General features: G+C 65.7%; 22 protein-coding genes, 1 other RNA gene and 1 pseudogene. 17 read left to right on the top strand and 7 right to left on the bottom strand.

Annotated features, from left to right (window positions below; translation table 11 throughout):
* The 7 genes and pseudogenes from EJP67_RS33960 to ompA all read right to left on the bottom strand — a co-directional run.
* Positions 1-436: tyrosine-type recombinase/integrase (locus tag EJP67_RS33960; protein ID WP_240650686.1), on the bottom strand; the 436-nt coding region annotated here is incomplete at its 3' end.
* A 119-nt stretch (positions 437-555) separates the two neighbouring features.
* On the bottom strand, positions 556-834 hold the full coding sequence (locus tag EJP67_RS34225; RefSeq protein WP_420824271.1) for a tyrosine-type recombinase/integrase: 279 nt from the start codon (positions 832-834) through the stop codon (positions 556-558).
* A 110-nt stretch (positions 835-944) separates the two neighbouring features.
* Positions 945-1,148: pseudogene (locus tag EJP67_RS34220) on the bottom strand (Arm DNA-binding domain-containing protein); the annotation flags it as partial.
* Positions 1,149-1,351: 203 nt separating this feature from the next.
* Positions 1,352-1,736, bottom strand: a transfer-messenger RNA (tmRNA) gene (gene ssrA, locus EJP67_RS17185).
* Positions 1,737-1,750: 14 nt separating this feature from the next.
* Positions 1,751-2,419, bottom strand: a complete 669-nt coding sequence (locus EJP67_RS17180) for an HAD family hydrolase (RefSeq protein WP_206169511.1) — start codon at positions 2,417-2,419, stop codon at positions 1,751-1,753.
* Complete coding sequence (gene ubiG / locus EJP67_RS17175; protein ID WP_126022923.1) at positions 2,416-3,135, bottom strand: bifunctional 2-polyprenyl-6-hydroxyphenol methylase/3-demethylubiquinol 3-O-methyltransferase UbiG; 720 nt, start codon at positions 3,133-3,135, stop codon at positions 2,416-2,418. The genes EJP67_RS17180 and ubiG overlap by 4 nt, the downstream gene beginning before the upstream one ends.
* A gap of 128 nt (positions 3,136-3,263) precedes the next feature.
* Positions 3,264-3,914 (bottom strand): outer membrane protein OmpA, encoded by a 651-nt coding sequence (ompA, locus tag EJP67_RS17170; RefSeq protein ID WP_126022922.1) that lies wholly within the window; start codon positions 3,912-3,914, stop codon positions 3,264-3,266.
* Positions 3,915-4,138: 224 nt separating this feature from the next.
* Here ompA and gyrA point away from each other — a divergent pair, with 224 nt between their 5' ends.
* From gyrA to EJP67_RS17085, 17 genes are all read left to right on the top strand, one after another.
* Complete coding sequence (gene gyrA / locus EJP67_RS17165) at positions 4,139-6,784, top strand: DNA gyrase subunit A (RefSeq protein ID WP_126022921.1); 2,646 nt, start codon at positions 4,139-4,141, stop codon at positions 6,782-6,784.
* Positions 6,781-7,362 carry a DUF2059 domain-containing protein gene (locus EJP67_RS17160; protein ID WP_126022920.1) on the top strand — a complete coding sequence of 194 codons (582 nt, stop codon included), beginning with the start codon at positions 6,781-6,783 and terminating at the stop codon, positions 7,360-7,362. The genes gyrA and EJP67_RS17160 overlap by 4 nt, the downstream gene beginning before the upstream one ends.
* 70 nt (positions 7,363-7,432) lie before the next feature.
* Positions 7,433-8,500 carry a 3-phosphoserine/phosphohydroxythreonine transaminase gene (gene serC, locus EJP67_RS17155; protein ID WP_240650693.1) on the top strand — a complete coding sequence of 356 codons (1,068 nt, stop codon included), beginning with the start codon at positions 7,433-7,435 and terminating at the stop codon, positions 8,498-8,500.
* 24 nt (positions 8,501-8,524) lie between these two features.
* Positions 8,525-9,649, top strand: coding sequence for a prephenate dehydratase (gene pheA / locus EJP67_RS17150; protein WP_126022918.1), 1,125 nt, complete (start codon positions 8,525-8,527; stop codon positions 9,647-9,649).
* 26 nt (positions 9,650-9,675) lie between these two features.
* Entirely contained in the window at positions 9,676-10,566 is an 891-nt protein-coding gene (locus EJP67_RS17145) for a prephenate dehydrogenase (RefSeq protein WP_126022917.1), read from the top strand.
* Position 10,567: 1 nt separating this feature from the next.
* Complete coding sequence (locus EJP67_RS17140) at positions 10,568-12,580, top strand: bifunctional 3-phosphoshikimate 1-carboxyvinyltransferase/cytidylate kinase (protein WP_126022916.1); 2,013 nt, start codon at positions 10,568-10,570, stop codon at positions 12,578-12,580.
* A 229-nt stretch (positions 12,581-12,809) separates the two neighbouring features.
* Positions 12,810-14,498 (top strand): 30S ribosomal protein S1, encoded by a 1,689-nt coding sequence (rpsA, locus tag EJP67_RS17135; RefSeq protein WP_019654767.1) that lies wholly within the window; start codon positions 12,810-12,812, stop codon positions 14,496-14,498.
* 78 nt (positions 14,499-14,576) lie between these two features.
* Complete coding sequence (locus EJP67_RS17130) at positions 14,577-14,903, top strand: integration host factor subunit beta (protein WP_126022915.1); 327 nt, start codon at positions 14,577-14,579, stop codon at positions 14,901-14,903.
* A gap of 57 nt (positions 14,904-14,960) precedes the next feature.
* Entirely contained in the window at positions 14,961-15,314 is a 354-nt protein-coding gene (locus EJP67_RS17125) for a LapA family protein (RefSeq protein ID WP_126022914.1), read from the top strand.
* On the top strand, positions 15,304-16,473 hold the full coding sequence (lapB, locus tag EJP67_RS17120) for a lipopolysaccharide assembly protein LapB (protein WP_126022913.1): 1,170 nt from the start codon (positions 15,304-15,306) through the stop codon (positions 16,471-16,473). The genes EJP67_RS17125 and lapB overlap by 11 nt, the downstream gene beginning before the upstream one ends.
* 137 nt (positions 16,474-16,610) lie before the next feature.
* Positions 16,611-16,934 (top strand): ComEA family DNA-binding protein, encoded by a 324-nt coding sequence (locus EJP67_RS17115; protein ID WP_126022912.1) that lies wholly within the window; start codon positions 16,611-16,613, stop codon positions 16,932-16,934.
* 152 nt (positions 16,935-17,086) lie between these two features.
* Positions 17,087-18,055, top strand: coding sequence for a TRAP transporter substrate-binding protein (locus EJP67_RS17110; RefSeq protein ID WP_126022911.1), 969 nt, complete (start codon positions 17,087-17,089; stop codon positions 18,053-18,055).
* A 25-nt stretch (positions 18,056-18,080) separates the two neighbouring features.
* On the top strand, positions 18,081-18,590 hold the full coding sequence (locus EJP67_RS17105) for a TRAP transporter small permease (protein ID WP_126022942.1): 510 nt from the start codon (positions 18,081-18,083) through the stop codon (positions 18,588-18,590).
* A complete protein-coding gene (locus EJP67_RS17100; protein WP_126022910.1) occupies positions 18,583-19,884 on the top strand; it encodes a TRAP transporter large permease in 1,302 nt (433 codons plus the stop codon). Before EJP67_RS17105 ends, EJP67_RS17100 begins: the two co-directional genes overlap by 8 nt.
* A 31-nt stretch (positions 19,885-19,915) precedes the next feature.
* Positions 19,916-20,293: a fluoride efflux transporter CrcB gene (gene crcB / locus EJP67_RS17095; RefSeq protein ID WP_126022909.1), complete on the top strand. Its 378-nt coding sequence runs from the start codon at positions 19,916-19,918 to the stop codon at positions 20,291-20,293.
* 87 nt (positions 20,294-20,380) lie between these two features.
* Positions 20,381-23,329, top strand: coding sequence for a monovalent cation/H+ antiporter subunit A (locus tag EJP67_RS17090; RefSeq protein WP_126022908.1), 2,949 nt, complete (start codon positions 20,381-20,383; stop codon positions 23,327-23,329).
* Positions 23,329-23,679 carry a Na+/H+ antiporter subunit C gene (locus EJP67_RS17085; protein WP_126022907.1) on the top strand — a complete coding sequence of 117 codons (351 nt, stop codon included), beginning with the start codon at positions 23,329-23,331 and terminating at the stop codon, positions 23,677-23,679. The genes EJP67_RS17090 and EJP67_RS17085 overlap by 1 nt, the downstream gene beginning before the upstream one ends.
* Positions 23,680-23,702: the final 23 nt, after the last annotated feature.

Here is a 23,702-nt window from a genome sequence, read left to right as displayed (position 1 = left end):
GCATGTACTGCGTCCGGTTGTAGGCCCGGCCATTGGCATCCTTGACGGCATGCGCAAGCTGGGCCTCAATGACCAATGGATCACAGTCCAGCCGCTCCGCCAACATGGTCCGTGCCGTTGCCCGAAAGCCATGCCAGGTCTGAACCTGCGCGATGTAGCCCATGGCAATCAGTGCCGTCCGAACAGAATTCTCGGAGATCGGTCGTTCATGACTGCGCTCTCCCGGAAAAACGAGAGCACCATGCCCTGTCAGAGGATGTAAGTCACGTAGCACTTTCACGGCCTGCGTCGGAAGCGGAACCAGGTGCGGGCTGCCATGCTCCTTGCCAGCCTTCTCCCGCTTCATCCTCGTAGCAGGAATGGTCCAGAGCGCCGCATCGAGGTCCACCTCTGTCCAGGCAGCGGCTCGCAACTCACCCGGCCGCTGGAACAGCATGGAGCGAGTTGCAGCGCCGCCCGGACGATCGGACCGCCTTTGTAGGCACGAATCGCACGCAACAACTTGCTAAGCTCCGTCGGATCGGTTATCGCGGCGAAATGTCGGCCCCTGTATGGCTATAGCGCCCCCTTCAGGTCGGCCGTGATGTCGCGACTCGCCCTACCGGTAGCCACTCCATAACGCCACACCTGTCGAGCCAGCATCAGGCCTCGATCAGCCGTCTCGATCGCACCACGCTCCTCCGCCTTGCGGAGCGTCGCTAGAAGCCCCACAGGCTCAATCTCGGCCAATCGACGCCCGCCCAGCCAAGGGAACAGGTCACGCTCGAACTGGCGCAGCGCGCGCTCCGCATGGCCGGCGCTCCACTGATCCTTCTGCTTCCCGTACCACTCCATGGCAACCACGCTGAAGGTGTCGCCGCGGGGTTGGTCGCCTTGAGCTTCTGCACTTTACGCGCCTGGATCGGATCGATACCGTCCGCCTTCTGAACCTTGGCGGTGTCTCGGGCCTTTCGCGCCTCCGCCAAGCTCATCGTTGGATAGCTGCCCAGAGCCATCCGCCCCTCTTTCCCATTCGCATAGGTCTTCCAGAACCACCGCTTCGAGCCGGCGGGACTCACCTCCAGATACAAGCCAGAGGAGTCAGTGAAGCGCGCACGCTTCTTGTCTGGCGGACAGGCGGCGTTCTTGCAGTGTTTGTCGGTCAACATGGGTGGGGCAGTCCGAAGATCAGGGCAACCGGGGAACAAATACCCCGAAAGTCTCAAATTCTTCCCTATGTTCCCCGGTCTGTTCCCCGCTTTTGGCTTGGCTGCCAATGGACTTCGTCGGATTTCATCGGACCACCATCGGGCGATCTCCCAATGAAAAAGGGCGTTCACCAGACTTCAGTGAACGCCCTCGGACGTTATGTTGGTGGAGCTGGGGGGATTTGAACCCCCGTCCGCAAGCCTTCATCGCGCAGTTCTACATGTTTAGTGATCTGTTTTGAATCTCGCTTCCGGAGTCGCGCAGTCACACGCTAAACCGGACGCCAGCACCCTATTTTCTCGCCCCGACCCAAGGTACCCGGATCGGAGCCAGCCCATGTAGTTATCCTTGCAGCCGGGAGGTCAGGATTGCTCCAGACCCCCTTGCCCAGCCCATCGGCCAACTGTTGCAAGGCTCACTGGCAATTAAGCAGCGAGTGCGAAACGTTCGTCGTTTGCAGTTAGTTTGTTTGAATCTGTTTTACGAGCGCATTCAGCTCGACATGCCCCGCTGCGACTCCGAACCCACGTCGAAACCAGTGCAGCCCCAAGGAAAGCGTATTTTAGGCGCTATCGAGCAACTTCAAGAGCTCGAGGGGTGAAGTTATCGAAGCATCGGCTTCCCAGAGCGTCGAATCGGCCTGGGTGCCCATGTAGCCGTATGTCGCAGCGACCGTGCGCATGCCCGCTGCACGGCCCGCGATGATGTCGCGCTCGTCGTCGCCCACGTAGATGCACGATTCGGAAGGCACCCCGAGCCGACGCGCCGCCTCATGCAGGGGCTCGGGATGCGGCTTGGCGAACGGCGTGGTGTCGCCGCTCACCACGGCGCCCGCGCTCCCGAAGAGCGGAATGGCCCGCGTGAGCGGATCGGTGAAGCGCATCGACTTGTTGGTGACGACACCCCACAGGAGCCCGCGCTCGCGCAGTGCCTCGATCAGCGCCTGGATGCCGTCGAACACCCGGGTATTGAGCAGCATGCGGCGCTCATAGGCCACGAAGAACTCTTCGCGCAGCCCGGGGAACTCCGGCGACTCCGGCGTGATGCCGAACGCCACGCCAAGCATGCCGCGCGCGCCCGCCCCGGCCATGGGACGGTAGCGCTCCAGCGGGAGAGAGTCGAGGCCGCGATCGGTGCGCATCTTGTCGGCAGCGGCCCCCAGGTCGGGGGCGCTGTCGATCAACGTGCCGTCGAGGTCGAACAGCACGGCCTTTGTCTCGACGCCCATCATCCTTGCGGTCCCGGCTTCTGCGTGGCGAACATGTAGTTGACGCTCGTGTCGTCGCTGAGCCAGTAGCGCCGGGTCAGGGGGTTGTGCTCCAGCCCGCGGGTGTGCCGCAGATCGAGGCCGGCCGCACGGCAGTAGCCGGCCAGTTCGCTGGGCCGGATCAGTTTTGCATATTCATGGGTACCACGCGGCAGCATGCCGAGCACGTACTCCGCGCCCACGATCGCCAGCATGAAGGCCTTCAGGTTGCGGTTGATCGTCGAGAAGAACACCCATCCGCCCGGTTTCACAAGAGAGGCGCAGGCCTGGATCACCGAGGCCGGCTGCGGCACATGCTCGAGCATCTCCATGCAGGTGACGACGTCGAAACTCCCGGGCTGTTCCGCAGCCAGTGCTTCGGCGCTGATCTCGCGGTACTTCACGCCCTTGGTGCCGGCCTCGAGGGCGTGCAGCTGCGCCACCTTGAGCGCCCTGCCTGCCAGGTCGATTCCCAGGACCTCGGCCCCCTTGCGGGCCATCGAATCGGCCAGAATGCCGCCGCCGCAACCAATATCCAGTACGCGACGTTGCGAAATTGGAGCAATACCGTCAATCCATTCCAAGCGCAATGGATTGATTTCATGCAGCGGGCGAAATTCGCTTTCCAAATCCCACCAGCGGTGAGCGAGCTCTGAAAACTTGGCCAGTTCGGCCGGATCCGCATTCAGGTTTTCTGTCATGAAGCGATTATGAAACGAGCGATGTCCGTTAAACATCGGTCAGCCTTTACCGAAGATCAATCGTGAATTCGGCGGCCATAAAAAAACCCCGCCGAAGCGGGGTTTCATTGTCGATGGGAATCGATCGATTAGTTGGCGCGGGTGCCGACCACTTCGATTTCCACGCGACGGTTCTTGGCGCGGCCTTCCTTGGTGCGGTTGTCAGCCACAGGCTGCTTCTTGCCCTTGCCTTCGGTGTAGACGCGGTTGCGTTCGATGCCCTTCGAGACCAGGAAGGCCTTGACGGCTTCGGCGCGGCGCACCGACAGACGCTGGTTGTAGGCGTCGGTACCGATCGAGTCGGTGTGGCCGACAGCGATGATGACTTCCAGGTTGACGCCACGGATCTTCTCGACCAGGTCGGTCAGCTTGGCGCGGCCTTCGGGCTTCAGAACCGACTTGTCGAAGTCGAAGAAGGCGTCAGCAGCGAAGGTCACCTTCGAAGCGGCGACTTGTGCAGCGGGCGGGGGGGTCGGGGCGCCGGGGGTCGGAGCCACGGCAGCGGGAGCCGCAGGAACCAGAGCACCGTCGCAACCGGCGGCAGCCGTAGCAGGCGTCCAGTTGGCATCGCGCCAGCACAGTTCATTCGTGCCGTTCTTCCAAACCAGTTCGCCGGTGCCGTTTTGCCAGTTGTCGATCGTAGGACCGCCGTCCGCAGCGGTGACACGGGTCTGCGCGCCGGCGGCAGTGGCGAGCGCAGCGACTGCAAACATCATCGCCACTTTATTCAGTTTCTTCATGGTTCTCCTCTTGGGGAAAAAGCCGCAGCCGCGCTGCGAATCAAGGACGCTTTAAGTGACCACCACCCAAAACGTTGAGGCGATTGTGCCATAGGGTCTTTGGCAAACAGCCCGCAGGACGGCCCGGAAGCGTAGGACGGAGGCGGAATAGGCGCCTTGTGTTGCGGCGGTGCGACACCCCTCACAGCGTAAAATTTCGCCTTCCTGCCGCCAGCCCCTTGCTCATGACCTCGTTCGCAAAAGAAACCCTGCCCATCAGTCTCGAAGAGGAAATGCGCAGCAGCTATCTCGATTACGCCATGAGCGTGATCGTGGGCCGAGCGCTTCCCGATGCCCGTGACGGCCTCAAGCCGGTGCACCGCCGCGTGCTCTACGCGATGCACGAGCTCAACAACGACTGGAACCGCCCGTACAAGAAGTCCGCCCGTATCGTCGGCGACGTGATCGGTAAGTACCACCCGCACGGCGACCAGTCGGTCTACGACACCATCGTGCGCTTGGCCCAGGACTTCTCGATGCGCCACATGCTGGTCGACGGCCAGGGCAACTTCGGGTCCGTCGATGGAGACAACGCGGCCGCAATGCGGTATACGGAAATCCGGCTGGCCAAAATTGCGCACGAAATGCTGGCCGATATCGACAAGGAAACCGTCGACTTCCAGGACAATTACGACGGCTCCGAAAAAGAGCCCAAGGTGTTGCCGAGCCAGCTGCCGAATTTGCTGGTCAATGGCTCCGGCGGTATTGCGGTCGGCATGGCCACGAATATCCCGCCGCACAACCTGAACGAGGTCGTGGACGCCTGCCTGTACCTGCTGCGCAACCCGCAGGCCAGCATCGACGAGCTGATGGAGATCGTGCCCGCACCCGACTTCCCCACCGCCGGCATCATCTACGGCATCAATGGCGTGAAGGACGGCTACCGCACCGGCCGCGGCAAGGTCGTGATGCGCGCCAAGTGCCACTTCGAGGACATCGACCGCGGCCAGCGCCAGGCAATCATCGTCGACGAGCTCCCCTACCAGGTCAACAAGAAGACGCTGCAGGAGCGCATGGCCGAGCTGGTGCACGAGAAGAAGATCGAGGGCATCAGCCACATCCAGGACGAGTCCGACAAGTCGGGCATGCGCCTGGTCATCGAGCTCAAGCGAGGCGAAGTGCCCGAGGTGGTGCTCAACAACCTCTACAAGCAGACCCAGCTGCAGGACACCTTCGGCATCAACATGGTCGCGCTGGTCGACGGCCAGCCGAAGCTGTGCAACCTGAAGGACCTGATCGAGGTCTTCCTGCAGCACCGCCGCGAGGTGGTTACCCGCCGCACGGTCTTCAACCTGCGCAAGGCCCGCGAGCGCGGCCATGTGCTCGAAGGCCTGGCGGTGGCGCTGGCGAACATCGACGAGTTCATCCGCATCATCCGCGAGTCGCCAACGCCGCCCGTGGCCAAGGCCGAACTCATGACGCGCAGCTGGGACAGCAAGCTGGTGCGCGAGATGCTCACGCGCACGCGCGCCGACGGCGGCGTGGTCAATGCCGACGACTACCGCCCCGAGGGCCTCGAGCGCGAGTTCGGCATGGGCAACGATGGCCTCTACCGCCTGTCGGAAACGCAGGCCCAGGAAATCCTGCAGATGCGCCTGCAGCGCCTGACCGGCCTCGAGCAGGACAAGATCGTTGCCGAGTACAAGGAAGTCATGGCCGAGATCGACGACCTGCTCGACATCCTGGCCAAGCCCGAACGCGTCTCGACCATCATCGGCGATGAACTCGGCACCCTCAAGCAGGAGTTCGGCCAGTCGAAGACCGGTGCGCGCCGCAGCCAGGTGGAGCACAGCGCCTACGACCTCTCGACCGAAGACCTGATCACGCCGACAGACATGGTGGTCACGCTCTCTCACAGCGGCTACATCAAGAGCCAGCCGCTGGGCGAGTACCGAGCGCAGAAGCGCGGCGGCCGCGGCAAGCAGGCCACCACCACCAAGGATGACGACTGGATCGACCAGCTCTTCATCGCCAACACGCACGACTACATCCTGTGCTTCTCCAACCGCGGCCGGCTCTACTGGCTCAAGGTGTGGGAAGTGCCGGCGGGTTCGCGCGGCTCGCGCGGGCGCCCGATCGTCAACATGTTCCCGCTGCAGGAAGGCGAGAAGATCAACGTCGCGCTGGCGCTGACCGGCGACAAGCGCAACTTCCCGGCCGACCAGTACGTGTTCATGGCCACCTCGATGGGCACGGTAAAGAAGACCGCGCTCGACGAGTTCAGCAACCCGCGCAAGGGCGGCATCATCGCCGTGAACCTCGACGAGGGCGACTACCTGATCGGCGCCGCGCTCACCGACGGCAAGCACGACGTGATGCTCTTCAGCGACGGCGGCAAGGCCGTGCGCTTCGACGAGGAAGACGTCCGCCCGCTGGGCCGCAATGCCCGTGGCGTGCGCGGCATGTCGCTCGAGGCCGGACAGGGCGTGATCGCGATGCTGGTGGCCGAGGACGAGCAGCAGAGCGTGCTCACAGCCACCGAAAATGGTTACGGAAAGCGAACAAGCATTACCGAATACACCCGCCATGGCCGGGGAACCAAGGGCATGATCGCGATTCAACAGAGTGAGCGCAACGGCAAGGTCGTTGCCGCCACTCTCGTTCATGCGGATGATGAGATCATGCTCATCACCGACAAGGGCGTGCTGGTGCGCACCCGGGTGGCCGAGATTCGTGAAATGGGTCGCGCGACGCAAGGCGTTACGCTGATCGGTCTCGACGAAGGCGCCAAACTCAGCGGGCTACAACGTATCGTCGAAAACGACGCGAACGGCGAAACCGAGCCTGACGCAGACGATACTTCCTCATCTTCAACGGAGAATCCTCAGTGAAAAAAATCAAACTCGCACTTCTGACGGTCGCCCTGGCAAGCAGCTCGATGGCCGCCATGGCCCAGGACAAGGCCACGCTCATCAAGCAGTTCATCGACATCCAGCGCCCCGGCATCGAATCGCTGGCTCGTGGCCTGGTCGAGCAATCGAGCGCCCCGATCGCACAGGCGGGTTCGCAGTACCTGCAGACGCAGGTGCCTGAAGCCAAGCGCGAAGCAGCCGCCAAGGCAGCCGACGCCGAGCTGAAGAAGTACTTCGACGAGACCTACCCCATCGTGCGCGACAAGGCCGTACAGCTGGCACCGGGCGCCCTGACCCCGCTGATGGAGCAGAACTTCAGCGAAGACGAACTCAAGCAACTGCTGGCCTGGATCAACTCGCCGCTGAGCAAGAAGTACCAGGAACTGAACCCCAAGATGCAGACTGCCCTGACGGAAAAGCTCGTGTCCGAAACGCGCTCTTCGGTCGAGCCCAAGATGCAGGCGCTCGACACCGCCGTCGCCAAGGCACTCGGCGCCCCCACCGACGGTGGCGCAGCCCCCGCCAAGGCACCTGCCAAGGCCCCAGCCAAGAAGTAAGAGAAACGTGACCCAGCAGCAGACGCCGGCCGGCAAGCGCCCCTACAACTTCTCGGCCGGTCCGGCTGCCATGCCGGAGGCGGTGCTGCAGCGCGCTGCCGCCGAAATGCTCGACTGGCAGGGCAGCGGCATGAGCGTGATGGAGATGAGCCATCGCGGCAAGGAGTTCGGCTCGATCTGTACGCAAGCCGAAGCCGACCTCCGCACGCTGCTGGCGATTCCCTCGAACTTCCACATCCTGTTCATGCAGGGCGGCGGGCTCGGCGAGAACGCCATCGTTCCGCTGAACCTGTCGCGCGGCAAGGCCGCGGACTTCGTCATCACCGGCAGCTGGAGCACCAAGTCGCACAAGGAGGCCCAGCGCTACTGCGACGCGCGCGTGGCCGCCAGCAATGCCGACAACCAGCACACGAAGCTGCCCGATCCCGCGACCTGGCAGCTCTCCAAGGATGCCTCGTACGTGCACGTGTGCTCGAACGAGACCATCAACGGCATCGAATTCCAGCAGCTGCCCGACCTGGCCGCGCTCGGCAGCAGCGCGCCGCTGATCATCGATTTCTCCTCGCACGTCGCCTCGCGCAGCGTCGACTGGAGCCGCGTGGGCTTGGCCTTCGGCGGCGCCCAGAAGAACCTCGGGCCCGCCGGGCTGACCATCGTGGTCGTGCGCGACGACCTGCTCGGCCACGCGCTAGAGATCTGCCCGAGCGCCTTCAACTACAAGACCGTGGCCGACAACCAGTCCATGTACAACACCCCGCCGACCTGGGGCATTTACATGGCGGGGCTCACGTTCAAGTGGCTGCTGGAGCAGACCGAGGGCGAGTACACCGGTGTCGCCGCCATGGAGCAGCGCAACATCGCCAAGGCGAAGCTGCTGTACGACTTCATCGACGGCTCCGACTTCTACGCCAGCCGCATCGACCCGAGCTGCCGTTCGCGCATGAACGTGCCCTTCTTCCTGGCCGACGAAAGCCGCAACGAGGCCTTCCTGGCCGGCGCGCGCGAAGCCGGGCTGCTGCAGCTGAAGGGGCACAAGTCGGTCGGGGGCATGCGCGCGAGCATTTACAACGCCATGCCGCTGGCAGGGGTGCAGGCTCTGGTGGCCTACATGCGAGAATTCGAGCGATCGCATGCCTAGGCGCATGCCCAGCCGCTCGCACCGATGACCGCCTCCGCACCCACCCCACCCTCCTCTTCTCCCGACAATTCCGAAAGCCTGGCCGATCTGCGCGTGCAGATCGACTCGCTCGACCAGCGACTGCTGAGCCTGCTCAACGAGCGGGCCCACGTGGCCGAGCTGGTCGGCGAGGTCAAGAAGCGCGAGGGCACGCCGTACTTCCGCCCCGACCGCGTGGCGCAGGTCATCGACAAGATGCAGAAGAGCAATGGCGGCCCGCTCAAGGACATCCACGTGGCCGCCATCTGGCGCGAGATCATGTCGGCCTGCCTGGCGCTCGAATCGCCACAGCGCGTGGCCGTGCTCGGCCCCGAAGGCACCTTCTGCGAACAGGCCGCCATCGAGTACTTCGGGGGCGCCGCAGACCTGATCTACTGCGCCAGCTTCGACGAGGTGTTCCACGCCACCGCCGCGGGCAGCGCCCAGTACGGCGTGGTCGGCGTCGAGAACTCGACCGAGGGCGTGGTCACCCGCTCGCTCGACCTGTTCCTGCATTCGCCCACGCACGTCGTCGGCGAGGTCAGCCTGCTGATTCGCCACCACCTGCTGCGCAGCAGCAACTCGCTCGAAGGCGTCGAGGCGGTGCTGGCCCATCCGCAGGCGCTGGCGCAGTGCCAGACCTGGCTGTCCAAGCATCTGCCCAACGCCGAGCGCCGCGCCGTGTCGAGCAACGCCGAGGGCGCGCGTCTGGCGGCCACCAATCCCAAGTGGGCCGCGCTGGCCGGCGAACGCGCCTCCACGCGCTTCGGCCTGCACATCGTGGCGCACGCGATCCAGGACGACTCGTACAACCGCACCCGTTTCTCGGTGATCTGCCTGCCGCAGACGCTGGCCATGCCGCCGGCCTCGGGCCGCGACTGCACGAGCCTGATCGTCTCGGTGCCCAACCGGCCCGGCGCGGTGCACGACCTGCTTGTGCCGCTGAAGCTCAACAACGTCTCGATGACGCGCTTCGAGTCGCGCCCCGCGCGCACGGGCCAGTGGGAGTACTACTTCTACATCGACCTCGACGGCCACCCCTCGCAGCCCAACGTGGCTGCCGCGCTGGCCGAGCTGCGCGGCCTCTGCGCCTTCTACAAGGTGCTCGGCGCCTACCCCGTCAAGGCCTGAGCGGCAGGCGGACACACAGAGACAGCATGTTCGAACAACTGGGACTGATCGGCTGCGGCCTGATGGGCGGCTCCTTCGCGCTCGCACTCAAGCGCGCGAAACTGGTGAAACGGGTGGTGGGCTACAGCAAGTCGCCCTCCACCACCGAGCGGGCGCGCCAGCTCGGCGTGATCGACGTGGCGGCGCCCTCGGCGCTGCTGGCGGTGTCGGGTGCCGACATCGTGCTGCTGGCGGTGCCGGTGGCTGCTTCCGAAGCTACCTTCAAGGCCATCCGCCATGGCATCTCGAGCGAAACGCTGGTGATGGACGTGGGCTCGACCAAGGGCGACGTGATCGAGGCTGCGCGCAACGGCCTGCAGCGTCAGTTCGCGAGCTTCGTGCCGGCGCACCCCATCGCCGGCAAGGAGCTTTCGGGCATCGAGCATGCCGAGGCATCGCTCTTCGCCGGCCGCCAGGTGGTGCTGACCCCGGTGAAGACCACGCTTCGCTCCAACGTGCAGCGGGCCACGCAGGTGTGGAGCGGCATCGGCGCCAACGTCGTCACGATGACGCACGAGGAGCACGACGGCGCCTTCGCCGCTGTGAGCCATCTGCCGCACCTGCTGGCCTTCGCGTACATCAACGGCCTGGCCGCGCAGCCGCAGGGCGAGCGCTTCCTGAGCCTCGCGGGGCCGGGGTTCCGCGACTTCTCGCGCATCGCCGCGAGCGATCCGGTCATGTGGCGCGACGTGCTGCTGGCCAACCGGGAGCATGTGCTCGAACAGTCGCGCGCCTTCCGCAAGGCGCTGGACGACTTCGAGGCGATGATGACCGCTAGCGACTTGCAGGGCCTCGAACTGTCGATCGCCGCCGCCAGCAAGACCCGGGCGGCCTGGAAGCCGGCCACCGACACCTCGTCGCAGCAGCAGGACAACTGAGATGTTCTCGACGGCTTTCCTCGACCTCCCTCCCCTCGCGGGCGCGGCCGGCACGGTCCGGCTGCCGGGTTCCAAGAGCATTTCGAACCGCGTGCTGCTGCTGGCGGCACTGGCCAGCGGCACCACCACCATCCACGACCTGCTGGATTCCGACGACACCCGCGTGATGCTCGACGCGCTGCGCGCCCTGGGCTGCGGCGTCGATCCGGCCGGCAGTACGCTGCGCATCACCGGCCTCGGCGGACAGCTGAAGCCCAGCGAGGCGCTGCTGCCCCTTTTCCTCGGCAATGCCGGCACGGCGATGCGCCCGCTGACGGCCGCGCTGTCGCTGCTGGGCGGCGAATTCGAACTCAGCGGCGTTCCGCGCATGCACGAGCGCCCCATCGGCGACCTCGTCGACGCGCTGACCCAGCTCGGCTGCCGCATCGACTACCTCGGCAACCCCGGCTATCCGCCGCTGCGCATCCATCCGGTGCCGCACGGCGACCTGGCGCTCGACGCTCCGATCCGCGTGCGCGGCGACGTGTCGAGCCAGTTCCTCACCGCCCTGCTGCTGGGGCTGCCGCTGGCTGCGGCCAACGACATCGTGATCGAGGTGGTCGGCGAGCTGATCTCCAAGCCGTACATCGAGATCACGCTGAACCTGCTGGCGCGCTTCGGCATCCAGGTCCATCGCGACGGCTGGGAGCGCTTCACCATCCCGGCCGGCAGCCGTTACAGCTCGCCGGGCGAGATCCACGTGGAGGCGGATGCCTCCTCCGCCAGCTACTTCATCGCGCTGGGCGCCATCGCCACCGGCGTTTCCGGCAAGGACGGCATCCGCATCGAAGGCGTGGGCGCCGATTCGATCCAGGGCGACATCCGCTTCATCGACGCCGCCCGCCAGATGGGCGCGCTGGTCGACAGCGGGCCGAACTGGCTCGAGATCAGTCGCGGCGCCTGGCCGCTCAAGGCCATCGACATCGACGCCAACCACATTCCGGACGCCGCGATGACGCTGGCCGTGATGGCGCTCTACGCCGACGGCCCGACCACGCTGCGCAACATCGCGAGCTGGCGCGTGAAGGAAACCGACCGCATCGACGCCATGGCCAACGAGCTGCGCAAGCTCGGCGCCACGGTGGAGGCGGGGCCCGATTTCATCCGGGTGCATCCGCTGGCGCAGTCCGGCTGGCTCCCGGCGAGCATCCGCACCTACGACGATCACCGGGTGGCCATGTGCTTCTCGCTGGCGGCGTTCAATCCGGCGGGCGTGCCGGTGCGCATCCTCGATCCGCACTGCGTCGCCAAGACCTTTCCCGACTACTTCGAGACGCTGTTCTCCGTGGCCGAGGCCGCCGAGGTGCCGGTGATCTGCATCGACGGCCCGACCGCCTCCGGCAAGGGCACGCTGGCCGCCGAGGTGGCGCGCCTGCTGGGCTACCACTACCTCGATTCGGGCTCGCTCTACCGGGTGACAGGCCTCGCGGTGCGCCGCGCCGGCCTGAGCGCCGACGCAGAGCACGAGGCCGAAGTGGCGGCCCTGGCCGCCGCCCTGCCCCTGCAGTTCACCGAAGGCAAGGTGCTTCTGGATGGCGAGGACGTGAGCGACGAGATCCGCACCGAAGCCGCCGGCATGGACGCCTCCCGCGTCTCCGCGCTGCCGGCCGTGCGCGAGGCGCTGCTGGCCCTGCAGCAGCGTTTCCGCCAGCTGCCGGGCCTGGTGGCCGACGGCCGCGACATGGGCACGGTGATCTTCCCCGACGCCGCGCTCAAGGTCTTCCTGACCGCCAGCGCCGCCCAGCGCGCCGAACGGCGGCATAAGCAGTTGATTTCAAAGGGAATTTCGACTACACTCGACAGTCTTCGCTCCGACTTGGAGGCCCGTGACGCCAGGGATTCGTCCCGCAGCGTCGCCCCCCTGAAGCCGGCGCAGGATGCCCGTCACCTCGACAACTCGCAGTTGTCCATCGAGCAATCGATCGACACGGTGTTGGACTGGTGGCAGCAGATTCAGCCGTTCAAGCACGCTTGATCGGCCTGAAGTGACAGCCTTTCAGGTCCGCTTGAAAAGCTGGCGCCCGACGGAATATCCGTAGGCGCATACCGCTCCAGCAGGCTCCTTCCGCGCGACAGCGCACCGGCCTGCTGGTTGTTCAACCAACCGGGCTCGCGCCCACCAAACCGCCGTCTACAGACCCACAGCAGCCGCACGCAATTTCGCAAGAGCGCCTGCCAACCCTGCCTGACGGAAGGAAACATAAATGTCTGAATCTTTTGCCGATCTGTTCGAAGAGTCCCTGAAGCGTTCCGAAATGCGCACGGGCGAGGTCATCACCGCCGAAGTGGTGCGCGTGGAACACAACCACGTCGTCGTCAACGCCGGCCTGAAGTCCGAAGCGTATGTGCCGATCGAAGAGTTCAAGAACGACAAGGGCGAACTCGAAGTGCAGGCCGGCGACTTCGTTTCCGTTGCCATCGGCAGCGTTGAAAACGGCTACGGCGACACCATCCTCTCGCGCGACACCGCCAAGCGTCTGGCTTCGTGGCTGGCCCTCGAGAAGGCGCTGGAATCGGGCGACTTCGTCACCGGCACCACCAGCGGCAAGGTCAAGGGCGGCCTGACCGTCCTGGTCAACGGCATCCGCGCGTTCCTGCCGGGCTCGCTGATCGACACGCGTCCGATCAAGGACCTGACCCCCTACGAGAACAAGACCCTCGAATTCAAGGTCATCAAGCTGGACCGCAAGCGCAACAACGTCGTGCTGTCGCGCCGCGCCGTGGTCGAAGCCAGCATGGGCGAAGAACGCGCCAAGCTGATGGAAACGCTGAAGGAAGGCGCAGTGGTGCGCGGCGTGGTCAAGAACATCACCGAATACGGTGCGTTCGTGGACCTCGGCGGCATCGACGGCCTGCTGCACATCACCGACATGGCATGGCGTCGCGTGCGCCACCCGAGCGAAGTCGTTCAGGCCGGCCAGGAAATCACCGCCAAGATCCTCAAGTTCGACACCGAGAAGAACCGCGTGTCGCTGGGTCTGAAGCAGATGGGCGACGACCCGTGGATGGGCGTTTCGCGCCGCTACCCGCAAGGCACCCGCCTGTTCGGCAAGGTCACGAACATCGCCGACTACGGCGCGTTCGTCGAGCTCGAGCCCGGCATCGAAGGCCTGGTGCACGTCTCCGAAATGGACTGGACCAACAAGAACATCGCTCCGAACAAGATCGTCTCGCTGGGCGACGAAGTCGAAGTCATGGTCCTGGAAATCGACGAAGACAAGCGCCGCATCAGCCTGGGCATGAAGCAGTGCAAGGCCAACCCGTGGCAGGAATTCGCGCAGAACACCAAGCGCGGCGACCGCGTCAAGGGCCCGATCAAGTCGATCACCGACTTCGGCGTGTTCGTGGGTCTGGCTGCCGGCATTGACGGCCTGGTTCACCTGTCCGACCTCTCGTGGAACGAAGCCGGCGAAACCGCCGTTCGCAACTACAAGAAGGGCCAGGAAGTCGAAGCGATCGTGCTGGCTGTCGACGTCGACCGCGAGCGCATCTCGCTGGGCATCAAGCAGCTCGACAGCGACCCGTTCACCACCTTCACCACGGTGAACGACAAGGGCCAGATCGTGACCGGCAAGGTCAAGACGGTCGACGCCCGCGGCGCTGAAATCGACCTCGGCGAAGACATCGTCGGCTACCTGCGTGCTTCGGAAATCTCGCGCGACCGCGTCGAAGATGCCCGCAACGTGCTGAAGGAAGGCGACGAAGTCACGGCCATCGTCGTGAACGTGGATCGCAAGACCCGCAACATCCAGCTGTCGATCAAGCAGAAGGACATGGTCGACGAGCAAGGCGCCATGGCCAGCCTGAGCCAGCAGTCGGCACGCGAGAACGCGGGCACGACCAGCCTGGGCGCACTGCTGCGCGCCAAGCTGGACAACAACGACAGCAAGTAAGCTGAGCCGGAAGACAGAGCAGGCCCTGGGGCCGCTCTGTCTTTTTTTTCGCCCACGTTTTTCGTTTATGTTTGGCCTATGACACGCTCGGACCTCGTCGAAGAACTCGCAGCCCGCTTTGCACAGCTCACGCACCGCGACGCCGAATACGCCGTCAAGACCATCCTCGACGCCATGAGCGACGCGCTGGTACGCGGCCACCGCATCGAGATCCGCGGCTTCGGCAGCTTCTCGGTCAACCGGCGCCCGCCGCGCATCGGCCGCAACCCGCGCTCGGGCGAGAGCGTGCAGATCCCCGAGAAGCGGGTGCCGCACTTCAAGCCCGGCAAGGCGCTGCGCGAAGCCGTCGACGCAAAGACGGCCGAACTCGACGCGGGCAAGGAAGCCAAGAGCCGAAAGGCCTGACGCGCGGACCATCGGAATGCCCGCAAACGTAGAATGCTCCCGGCAACGGGAACGGCTATGAAATACCTCCTGTGGCTGCTCAAGGCAGCCATTTTTTTTACGCTCTTCGCCTTCGCGCTGAACAACCAGCACGACGCGACCGTCTACTTCTTCTTCGGTACCTACTGGCGCGCGCCGCTGGTGCTGGTCGTGCTCGCGGCCTTCGCGGGCGGCCTCGTGGTGGGGGCGCTGGGCATGCTGCCAGGCTGGTGGAAGCACCGGGTCGCAGCGGCCCAGGCGCCGTCCGCGGGCGAAGCCGTCCAGCCCTCCTCGACACCGGCCACCGTTGCAACGACCGCAGCCATGGCAACGTCTGCCGCTCCGGCCATCGCCACCACCGACCTTCCCGCCGCACGTCAACATGGACTTTGATCCCAGCTGGCTGCTGATCAGCCTGCCCGTCGCCTTCGTGCTGGGCTGGCTCGCATCGCGCTTCGACATCCGGCAACTCAAGCTCGAGAACCGCCAGGCACCCAAGGCCTACTTCCGCGGACTCAACTTCCTGCTCAACGAGCAGCAGGACCAGGCCATCGACGCCTTCATCGAGGCGGTGCAGAACGACCCCGACACCCAGGAACTGCACTTCGCGCTCGGCAACCTGTTCCGCCGCCGCGGCGAGTACCAGCGCGCGGTGCGCGTGCACGAGCACCTGCTGGGCCGCGGCGACCTGAGCCGCAGCGACCGCGAACGCGCGCAGCACGCGCTCGCGCAGGACTTCCTTCGCGCCGGCCTGCTCGACCGCGCAGAGGCCGCGCTGCAGAAGCTCGAGGGCACGCGCTACGAGAACGAGGCCCGGCTCGCGCTGCTGGCCATCTACGAACGCTCGCGCGAATGGGCCCAGGCAGCCGACGTGGCGCAGAAGCTCGACGAGTCCGACCAGGCCAGCTACAGCACGCGCCGCGCGCATCACCTCTGCGAGCAGGCGACCGAGCGCGTGGCAGCAGGCGACCTGCCGGGCGCCGGAAAGTTGCTGGCGCAGGCCGTCGAACTGGCACCGCAGGCACCGCGCCCGGCCATCGACACCGCCAACCTGCAACTGCGCAAGGGCGAGGCGAACGCAGCCTTCGACACGCTCGCGGCCCTGAGCGAGACTTCGCCGCTGGCGCTGCCGCTCTATGCCGCCACGCTGCAGCAAGCCGCCATGGCCGCACATCGCGAAGCCGACGCGCTCGAACTGCTGCAGCGTCGCTATGTCGAGTCGCCCTCCATCGACGTGCTCGAAGCGCTGATGGCGCTCGGCGGCAAGCCGAGCGCCACCGCCGAAGAACCGAACCCCACGCCGCGCGACGGCTATATCGCGCACCTCGCACAGCAGCCCTCGCTGGTCGCGGCTTCGCGCTGGCTCGCGGGCGAACGCTTCGAGCACGAGCAGTTCCATCCGCAGGTGCAGCGCGCGCTCGACCAGGCCACCCGGCCGCTCATGCGCTACCGCTGCGCGGCCTGCGGCTTCGAGGCGCACCAGTACTTCTGGCACTGCCCCGGCTGCCAGGCCTGGGACAGCTATCCGCCACGCCGCGTCGAAGAACTCTGATCACGTTTCTGAACAATGGTCACATGGAGGCTCGTCGAGCCTTCATGCGTCAACGCCCTCTTCACATACCTCGTTGAGCGCGGGCCGACGATTCCGTCGGCTGTCATTCATCAACGAATAGAGGGAGTTCTCAAATCATGTTCAAGAAGATCCTGGCCACCACCGCCATGCTGTTCGCGATCGCCGCGTCCGCGGCCGTCGATGTCAACAAGGGCACCGAAGCCGATCTCGACGGCATCAAGGGCGTCGGCCCGTCGATGTCCAAGCGCATCCTCGAGGCGCGCAAGGAGGGCGAATTCAAGGACTGGCCCGACTTCATGCAGCGTGTGAAGGGCGTGAAGGAGAAGAAGGCGGCCAAGCTGTCGGCCGACGGTCTCACGGTCAACGGCAAGAGCTTCGGCGATGCGGCACCCGCCGCATCGAAGGATGCGAAGGCTCCGGCCAAGGCCGCCAAGCCCTGATTCCGCTTCGGTAGCAATATGCAAAGCCGCCTACGGGCGGCTTTTTCATGGGTGCCATGGCAGGGAGATGGCAGGGAAATGCCTCAGGAAGTGGTCCGGAATTTGCACGTAAGCTCATTTACGTCCTCACTTCCACACGTTCCGGAGAGCTCATGAATCACAAGTTCGGCATTGCCCTCGCTGGCCTGACCCTCGGCGCAGCTGCCTTCGCACAGACCAAATGGGACCTGCCCACCGCCTACCCCGCTACTAACTTCCACACGGAGAACATCACGCAGTTCGCGAGCGACGTGGAAAAGGGCAGCGGCGGCAAGCTCAAGATCACGGTGCATGCCAACGCGTCGCTGTTCAAGGCGCCCGAGATCAAGCGCGCGGTGCAGGGCGGCCAGGCGCAGCTCGGCGAGATCCTTCTCGTGAACTACCAGAACGAATGGCAGATGTTCGGTGCGGACGGCATTCCGTTCCTGGCCGACAGCTACGACGCCGCATGGAAGCTCTATCAGGCGCAGAAGCCCGCACTGGAGAAGAAGCTGGGCGAGCAGGGCATCGTGCTGCTCTACACCGTGGCATGGCCGCCGCAGGGCATCTTCGTGAAGAAGGAGATCGCATCGGCCGCCGACCTCAAGGGCGTGAAGTGGCGCGCGTACAGCCCCGCGACCGCGCGCATCGGCGAACTCGTCGGCGCGCAGCCGGTCACCGTGCAGCAGGCCGAGCTGTCGCAGGCCATGGCAACCGGCGTGATCGAGTCGTACATGTCCTCGGGCTCCACCGGCTACGACACCAAGACCTACGAGTACATCAAGAACTTCTACGACACGCAGGCCTGGCTGCCGAAGAACGCGGTGCTCATGAACAAGAAGGCCTTCGACGCGCTCGACAAGCCTACGCAGGATGCAGTGCTCAAGGCCGCCGCAGATGCCGAGAAGCGCGGCTGGGAGCTGTCCAAGAAGAAGAACCTGGAATACCTCGACCTGCTCAAGAAGAACGGCATGACGGTGCACGTTCCCTCCGCGCAGCTCAAGGCCGACATGAAGAAGGTCGGCGACACCATGATCAAGGAGTGGACCGAGAAGGCCGGCCCCGAAGGCCAGGCCGTAATCGACGCCTACAAGAAGATGTGACGCGGACTTGAACCGAACGCCCCCGATGCGCAAGACGCTCGATCTTCTCTACATGGGCGCCGCCGCACTGGCGGCGCTTTTCATGATCGGCCTGCTGGTGATGGTGCTGCTGTCCATCCTCGGCCGGCAGCTTCACTTCAACATCCCCGGCATCGACGCCTACGCGGGCTACCTGATGGCCGGCGCGGGCTTCATGGCGCTCTCGCACACGCTCAAGCGCGGCGAGCACATCCGTGTGACCCTGGTGCTGCAGAACCTGCCGCCGGCGGCGCAGCGCTGGCTGGAGCGCTGGGCCATGGGTGCGGCGGCGCTGCTGGCGATGCTGTTCGCCTGGTACAGCATGCGGCTGGCCTGGCAGTCGTACGACTACCACGACATCTCCACCAGCAACGACGCCACCCCGCTGTGGATTCCGCAGCTGTCGATGGCGCTCGGCGCCATCGTCTTCGCGGTCGCGTCGCTGGACGAGTTCGTGATCGAGTGGCGAGGCCGCCCCGCCAAGGCCGCCGAGACGGAGGCGCTTCGCCATGAGTGACATCGCCATCGCGGGCATCCTGATCGCCGCGCTGTTCCTGATCCTGGGCAGCGGCGTCTGGATCGGCCTCACGCTCTCGGGTGTGGCGTGGATCGCCATGCAGATCTTCTCCTCCCGCCCCGCCGGCGACGCCATGGCCGTGACCATCTGGGGCTCGGCCTCGAGCTGGACGCTCACCGCGCTGCCGCTTTTCGTGTGGATGGGGGAGATCCTGTTCCGCACGCGGCTCTCGCAGGACATGTTCAAGGGCCTCGCGCCCTGGATGCAGAGCCTGCCGGGCCGGCTGCTGCACACCAACGTGGCGGGCTGCGCGGTGTTCGCCGCGGTGTCGGGCTCCAGCGCGGCCACCTGCGCCACCATCGGAAAGATGAGCCTGCCCGAACTCAAGCGGCGCGGCTACCCCGACGACATGGTCATCGGCACGCTGGCGGGCGCCGGCACGCTCGGGCTGCTGATCCCGCCTTCGATCATCATGATCGTCTACGGAGTGAGCGCGGACGTGTCGATCGCGAGGCTGTTCATCGCGGGCGTCGTCCCCGGCATCCTGCTCGCGCTGCTGTTCTCGGGCTACATCATGTTCTGGGCGCTGCGCAATCCCGAGCGGGTCCCACCGGCCGACGCGAAGCTGCCCTTCGCGGAGAAGCTCAGGGCCTCGATGTCGCTGATTCCGGTGGCGCTGCTCATCCTGTCTGTGCTCGGGTCGATCTACGCGGGCATCGCCACCGCCACCGAAGCAGCGGCCGTGGGCGTGGTGGGTGCAATGGTCATCTCCGGCGCGCAGGGCTCGCTGACCTGGCACAGCTTCAAGGAGGCGCTGCTTGGCGCCACGCGCCTGTACTGCATGATGGCGCTGATCCTCGCTGGCGCTGCCTTCCTCACGCTGGCGATGGGCTACATCGGCCTGCCGCGCCACCTGGCGGAATGGATCGGCTCGCTCGGACTGTCGAAGTTCCAGCTCATCCTGATGCTGGCGGTGTTCTACATCGTGCTCGGCTGCTTCCTCGACGGCATCTCGATGGTGGTGCTGACCATGGGCGTGATCATGCCGACCGTGAACGCGGCCGGGATCGATCCGGTCTGGTTCGGCATCTTCATCGTGCTGGTGGTCGAGATGGCGCAGATCACGCCGCCGGTGGGCTTCAACCTGTTCGTGCTGCAGGGCATGACGGGCAAGGACCTGCTCTATATCGCGCGCGTCACGCTGCCGATGTTCTTCCTGATGGTCGCGGCGGTGCTCATCATCTACTTCGTTCCGCAGCTGGTGACGTGGCTGCCGCAGCAGATGGCGCCCTGAGACACCCTGAGGCACCCTGACAATCGAGGGCATGCTCCTTCCAATCATCGCCATCTGCATCGGCGCCTCGATCGGCGCCCTGGCCCGCTGGGGCCTCGCCCTCTGGTTCGGCGCAGGCGGCCTCATGCCATGGGGCACGCTGGCCGCCAACCTGATCGGCGGCTACCTCATCGGCCTGGCCGTCGCCACCTTCCAGCTGCTGCCTGACCTCGACCCGGTCTGGCGGCTCGCGCTGGTGACGGGCTTCCTCGGCGGCCTCACCACCTTCTCGAGCTTCTCGGCCGAGGTCACCACCATGCTGCTGGAAGGCCGGCTGGGCGTGGCCATGCTGACCGCCACGGCCCATCTTGGCGGCTCGCTCTTCTTGACATGGCTGGGCATCCGTACGGTGCACGCCTTTTCATCCTGAACCAGATGAAAACTGCGCTAAATCAGCCTTATGTCTTGCGGTTATAGATAAGGCTTTCCATAGGGCCCGCCGATAGAATCGACCCCAATGCCCCTGGTCTTTCTCGTCGCCCTCCCCTTCATCGCCAGCGTGCTGGCCGCGTTGATGCCTTCCAACGCGCGCAACAGGGAGTCGACACTCGCGGGGCTGGTCGCGCTGGGCTGCGCCATCCAGGCCGCATGGTTCTTCCCGCAGATTGCGCACGGCGGCGTGCTGCGCCAGCAGATCGAATGGCTGCCGGCCCTGGGCCTGAACCTCGTGTTCCGAATGGACGGCTTCGCATGGCTGTTCTGCATGCTGGTGCTGGGCATCGGCGCATTGGTGGTGCTGTATGCGCGCTACTACATGTCGGCCTCCGATCCGGTGCCGCGCTTCTTCTCGTTCTTCCTCGCGTTCATGGGCGCGATGATGGGCGTGGTGCTCTCGGGCAACCTGATCCAGATGGTGCTGTTCTGGGAGCTCACCAGCCTGTTCTCCTTCCTGCTGATCGGCTACTGGCACCACCGCCGCGACGCGCGACGCGGCGCGCGCATGGCGCTCACGGTCACCGGCGCGGGCGGGCTGTGCCTGCTGGCCGGCGTGCTGGTGCTGGGGCGCATCACCGGCAGCTACGAGCTCGACAAGGTGCTGGCCTCGGGTGATCTCATCCGCGCGCACTCGCTCTACCCCGTCGCGCTCACACTGATATTGCTGGGCGCCTTCACCAAGAGCGCGCAGTTTCCCTTCCACTTCTGGCTGCCGCGCGCCATGGCCGCGCCCACGCCGGTGTCGGCCTACCTGCACTCGGCCACCATGGTGAAGCTGGGCGTGTTCCTGATGGCGCGGCTGTGGCCCGTGCTCTCGGGCACCGAGCAGTGGTTCTGGATGGTCGGCGGCGCGGGCGCCATCACGCTGCTGCTCGGCGGCTTCATCGCGATGTTCCAGCGCGACCTGAAGGCGCTGCTGGCCTACTCGACCATCTCGCACCTCGGGCTCATCACGCTGCTGCTGGGGCTCAACAGCCCGCTCGCTGCCGTTGCGGCGGTCTTCCATGTGATGAACCACGCCACCTTCAAGGCGTCGCTCTTCATGGCGGCCGGCATCATCGACCACGAGACCGGCACGCGCGACATCCGCAAGCTCAGCGGCCTGATGCGGCTCATGCCCATCACCGGCACGCTGGCCATCATCGCCAGCGCCTCGATGGCCGGCGTGCCGCTGCTCAACGGCTTTCTCTCGAAGGAGATGTTCTTCGCAGAGACGGTGTTCATCCAGGCCACGCCCTGGGTCGACTTCAGCCTGCCGCTGATCGCCACCGTGGCGGGCATCTTCAGCGTGGCGTACTCGGCGCGCTTCGTGTTCGACGTGTTCTTCGGCCCGCCCTGCGGCGACGAGGTGCCCAGGCATCCGCACGAGCCGCCGCACTGGATGCGCGTGCCGGTCGAGCTGCTCGTGCTGCTTTGCCTGGTGGTGGGCGTGGCGCCGGCGTGGTCGGTCGGCCCGATGCTCGCGGCCGCGGCCGCGCCGGTGGTCGGCGGCACGCTGCCTGAGTACAGCCTGGCCGTGTGGCACGGCTTCAATCTTCCGCTGCTGATGAGCTTCGTGGCGCTGGCGGGCGGCGCCGCGCTGTACCTGCTGCATCGCCGCCAGCGCGCGCGCGGCGGCCTCGAACACACGCCGCTGCTGCACCGCTTCGACGGCCAGGTCATCTTCGAGCACATCATCGCGCTGCTGAGCGAGGCCGGCCGGCGCAGCCGCCGCCTCTTCGGCACCAAGCGCATGCAGTGGCAGTTGCTGCTGCTGGTGGTGGTGGCTGTGGCGGGCGCGACCGCCTCCCTGCAGCTCACGCCCGCCGCGCCCGGCACGCGCGAGTTGCTGCCCTTCTCGCCGATGTTCGCCATGACATGGCTCATCGGCGGCACCTGCGCGGTGGCTGCCGCGTGGCAGGCCAAGTTCCACCGGCTGGCGGCGCTGATGCTGGCCGCGGGAGCGGGGCTGGTCTCGTGCGTCACCTACATCTGGTTCTCGGCGCCCGACCTCGCGCTGACGCAACTGGTGGTCGAGGCCGTCACCACGGTGCTGATCCTCCTGGGCCTGCGCTGGCTGCCGATGCGCAGCAAGGACGTGGTGCAACCCGCGCGCGCACGGCTCAAGCCCTGGGGCCGGCGCGGGCGCGACCTGCTGATCGCGGCCGTCGCCGGCAGCGGCATGGCTGCGCTGGCCTGGGCCATGATGACGCGCACCTTCCCGCAGAGCATCTCGCCCTTCTTCCTCGAACGCGCGCTCACCGAGGGCGGCGGCACCAACGTGGTCAACGTGATGCTGGTCGACTTCCGCGGCTTCGACACCTTCGGCGAGATCACCGTGCTGGGCATCGTGGCGCTCACGGTGTATGCGCTGCTGCGGCGCTTCCGCCCCGCCATCGAGTCGATGGCGCTGCCGATCCAGCAGCGGCTGCAGGCCGACGACGGCAGCAGCGACCTGCTGAACCCGCGCCGCGCCAAGGACACCGCCGTCGGCTATCTGATGGTGCCGGCCGTGCTGGTGCGCCTGCTGCTGCCGGTCTCGGTGCTGGTGTCGGTCTACTTCTTCATGCGCGGCCACAACGCGCCGGGCGGCGGCTTCGTCGCGGGGCTGGTGATGTCGGTGGCGCTGGTGCTGCAGTTCATCGTCTCGGGCACCGAGTGGGTGGAAGAGCACCTGCGCATCTACCCGCGCCGCTGGATCGCCATCGGCCTGCTGCTGGCGCTGGCCACCGGCGCCGGCGCGGTGTTCTTCGGCTATCCCTTCCTCACCACGCACACCGCGCACCTGAACCTGCCGCTGCTGGGCGAAGTGCACGTGCCCAGCGCTCTCTTCTTCGACACCGGCGTGTTCGCGCTGGTGCTCGGCGCCACCATGCTGATCCTGACCGCGCTGGCCCACCAGTCGATACGAAGCCACCGCTGGGCCGACGAGCAAAAAGAAAAAGAGGCCGAGGCGACCTCCGCCGCCACCTCCGAGGGAGGAGCCGGCTGATGGAAATCGTGCTCGCACTCGCCATCGGCGTGCTCACCGGCTCGGGCGTCTACATGCTGCTGCGCCCGCGCACCTTCCAGGTCATCATGGGCCTGACGCTGATCTCGTACGCGGTCAACCTGTTCATCTTCAGCATGGGCCGGCTCAAGGTCGACAGCGAGCCGGTGCTCATCAAGGGCCTGACCGCGACGCTGGACAACACGGCCGACCCGATGCCGCAGGCGCTGGTGCTCACCGCCATCGTGATCGGCTTCGCGATGACGGCGCTCTTCCTCGTCGTGATGCTCGCCTCGCGCGGCCTCACCGGCACCGACCACGTGGACGGTGAAGAACGGCAGGAGGCGGAGTGAAAGAGGTTTTCCACCTGCTCGAT

The organism is Variovorax guangxiensis, assembly GCF_003952165.1.
Lineage (GTDB): Bacteria > Pseudomonadota > Gammaproteobacteria > Burkholderiales > Burkholderiaceae_C > Variovorax > Variovorax guangxiensis.
The sequence above is the reverse complement of the archived record's forward strand: the minus strand, read 5'-3'. Positions and strand labels throughout refer to the sequence as shown.

Excerpts from the sequence above, each read along its gene's own strand:
- pheA (WP_126022918.1), top strand. The coding sequence starts at position 8,525 with ATGACCGCCTCCGCACCCACCCCACCCTCCTCTTCTCCCGACAATTCC.
- EJP67_RS17100 (WP_126022910.1), top strand. The coding sequence starts at position 18,583 with ATGAGTGACATCGCCATCGCGGGCATCCTGATCGCCGCGCTGTTCCTG.
- rpsA (WP_019654767.1), top strand. The coding sequence starts at position 12,810 with ATGTCTGAATCTTTTGCCGATCTGTTCGAAGAGTCCCTGAAGCGTTCC.
- EJP67_RS17125 (WP_126022914.1), top strand. The coding sequence starts at position 14,961 with ATGAAATACCTCCTGTGGCTGCTCAAGGCAGCCATTTTTTTTACGCTC.
- EJP67_RS34225 (WP_420824271.1), bottom strand. The coding sequence starts at position 834 with ATGGAGTGGTACGGGAAGCAGAAGGATCAGTGGAGCGCCGGCCATGCG.
- crcB (WP_126022909.1), top strand. The coding sequence starts at position 19,916 with ATGCTCCTTCCAATCATCGCCATCTGCATCGGCGCCTCGATCGGCGCC.
- EJP67_RS17130 (WP_126022915.1), top strand. The coding sequence starts at position 14,577 with ATGACACGCTCGGACCTCGTCGAAGAACTCGCAGCCCGCTTTGCACAG.
- EJP67_RS17115 (WP_126022912.1), top strand. The coding sequence starts at position 16,611 with ATGTTCAAGAAGATCCTGGCCACCACCGCCATGCTGTTCGCGATCGCC.
- EJP67_RS17180 (WP_206169511.1), bottom strand. The coding sequence starts at position 2,419 with ATGATGGGCGTCGAGACAAAGGCCGTGCTGTTCGACCTCGACGGCACG.
- EJP67_RS17110 (WP_126022911.1), top strand. The coding sequence starts at position 17,087 with ATGAATCACAAGTTCGGCATTGCCCTCGCTGGCCTGACCCTCGGCGCA.
- EJP67_RS17145 (WP_126022917.1), top strand. The coding sequence starts at position 9,676 with ATGTTCGAACAACTGGGACTGATCGGCTGCGGCCTGATGGGCGGCTCC.
- EJP67_RS17085 (WP_126022907.1), top strand. The coding sequence starts at position 23,329 with ATGGAAATCGTGCTCGCACTCGCCATCGGCGTGCTCACCGGCTCGGGC.
- ubiG (WP_126022923.1), bottom strand. The coding sequence starts at position 3,135 with ATGACAGAAAACCTGAATGCGGATCCGGCCGAACTGGCCAAGTTTTCA.
- ompA (WP_126022922.1), bottom strand. The coding sequence starts at position 3,914 with ATGAAGAAACTGAATAAAGTGGCGATGATGTTTGCAGTCGCTGCGCTC.
- serC (WP_240650693.1), top strand. The coding sequence starts at position 7,433 with ATGCCGGAGGCGGTGCTGCAGCGCGCTGCCGCCGAAATGCTCGACTGG.
- EJP67_RS17090 (WP_126022908.1), top strand. The coding sequence starts at position 20,381 with ATGCCCCTGGTCTTTCTCGTCGCCCTCCCCTTCATCGCCAGCGTGCTG.
- EJP67_RS17105 (WP_126022942.1), top strand. The coding sequence starts at position 18,081 with ATGCGCAAGACGCTCGATCTTCTCTACATGGGCGCCGCCGCACTGGCG.
- EJP67_RS17140 (WP_126022916.1), top strand. The coding sequence starts at position 10,568 with ATGTTCTCGACGGCTTTCCTCGACCTCCCTCCCCTCGCGGGCGCGGCC.
- lapB (WP_126022913.1), top strand. The coding sequence starts at position 15,304 with ATGGACTTTGATCCCAGCTGGCTGCTGATCAGCCTGCCCGTCGCCTTC.
- gyrA (WP_126022921.1), top strand. The coding sequence starts at position 4,139 with ATGACCTCGTTCGCAAAAGAAACCCTGCCCATCAGTCTCGAAGAGGAA.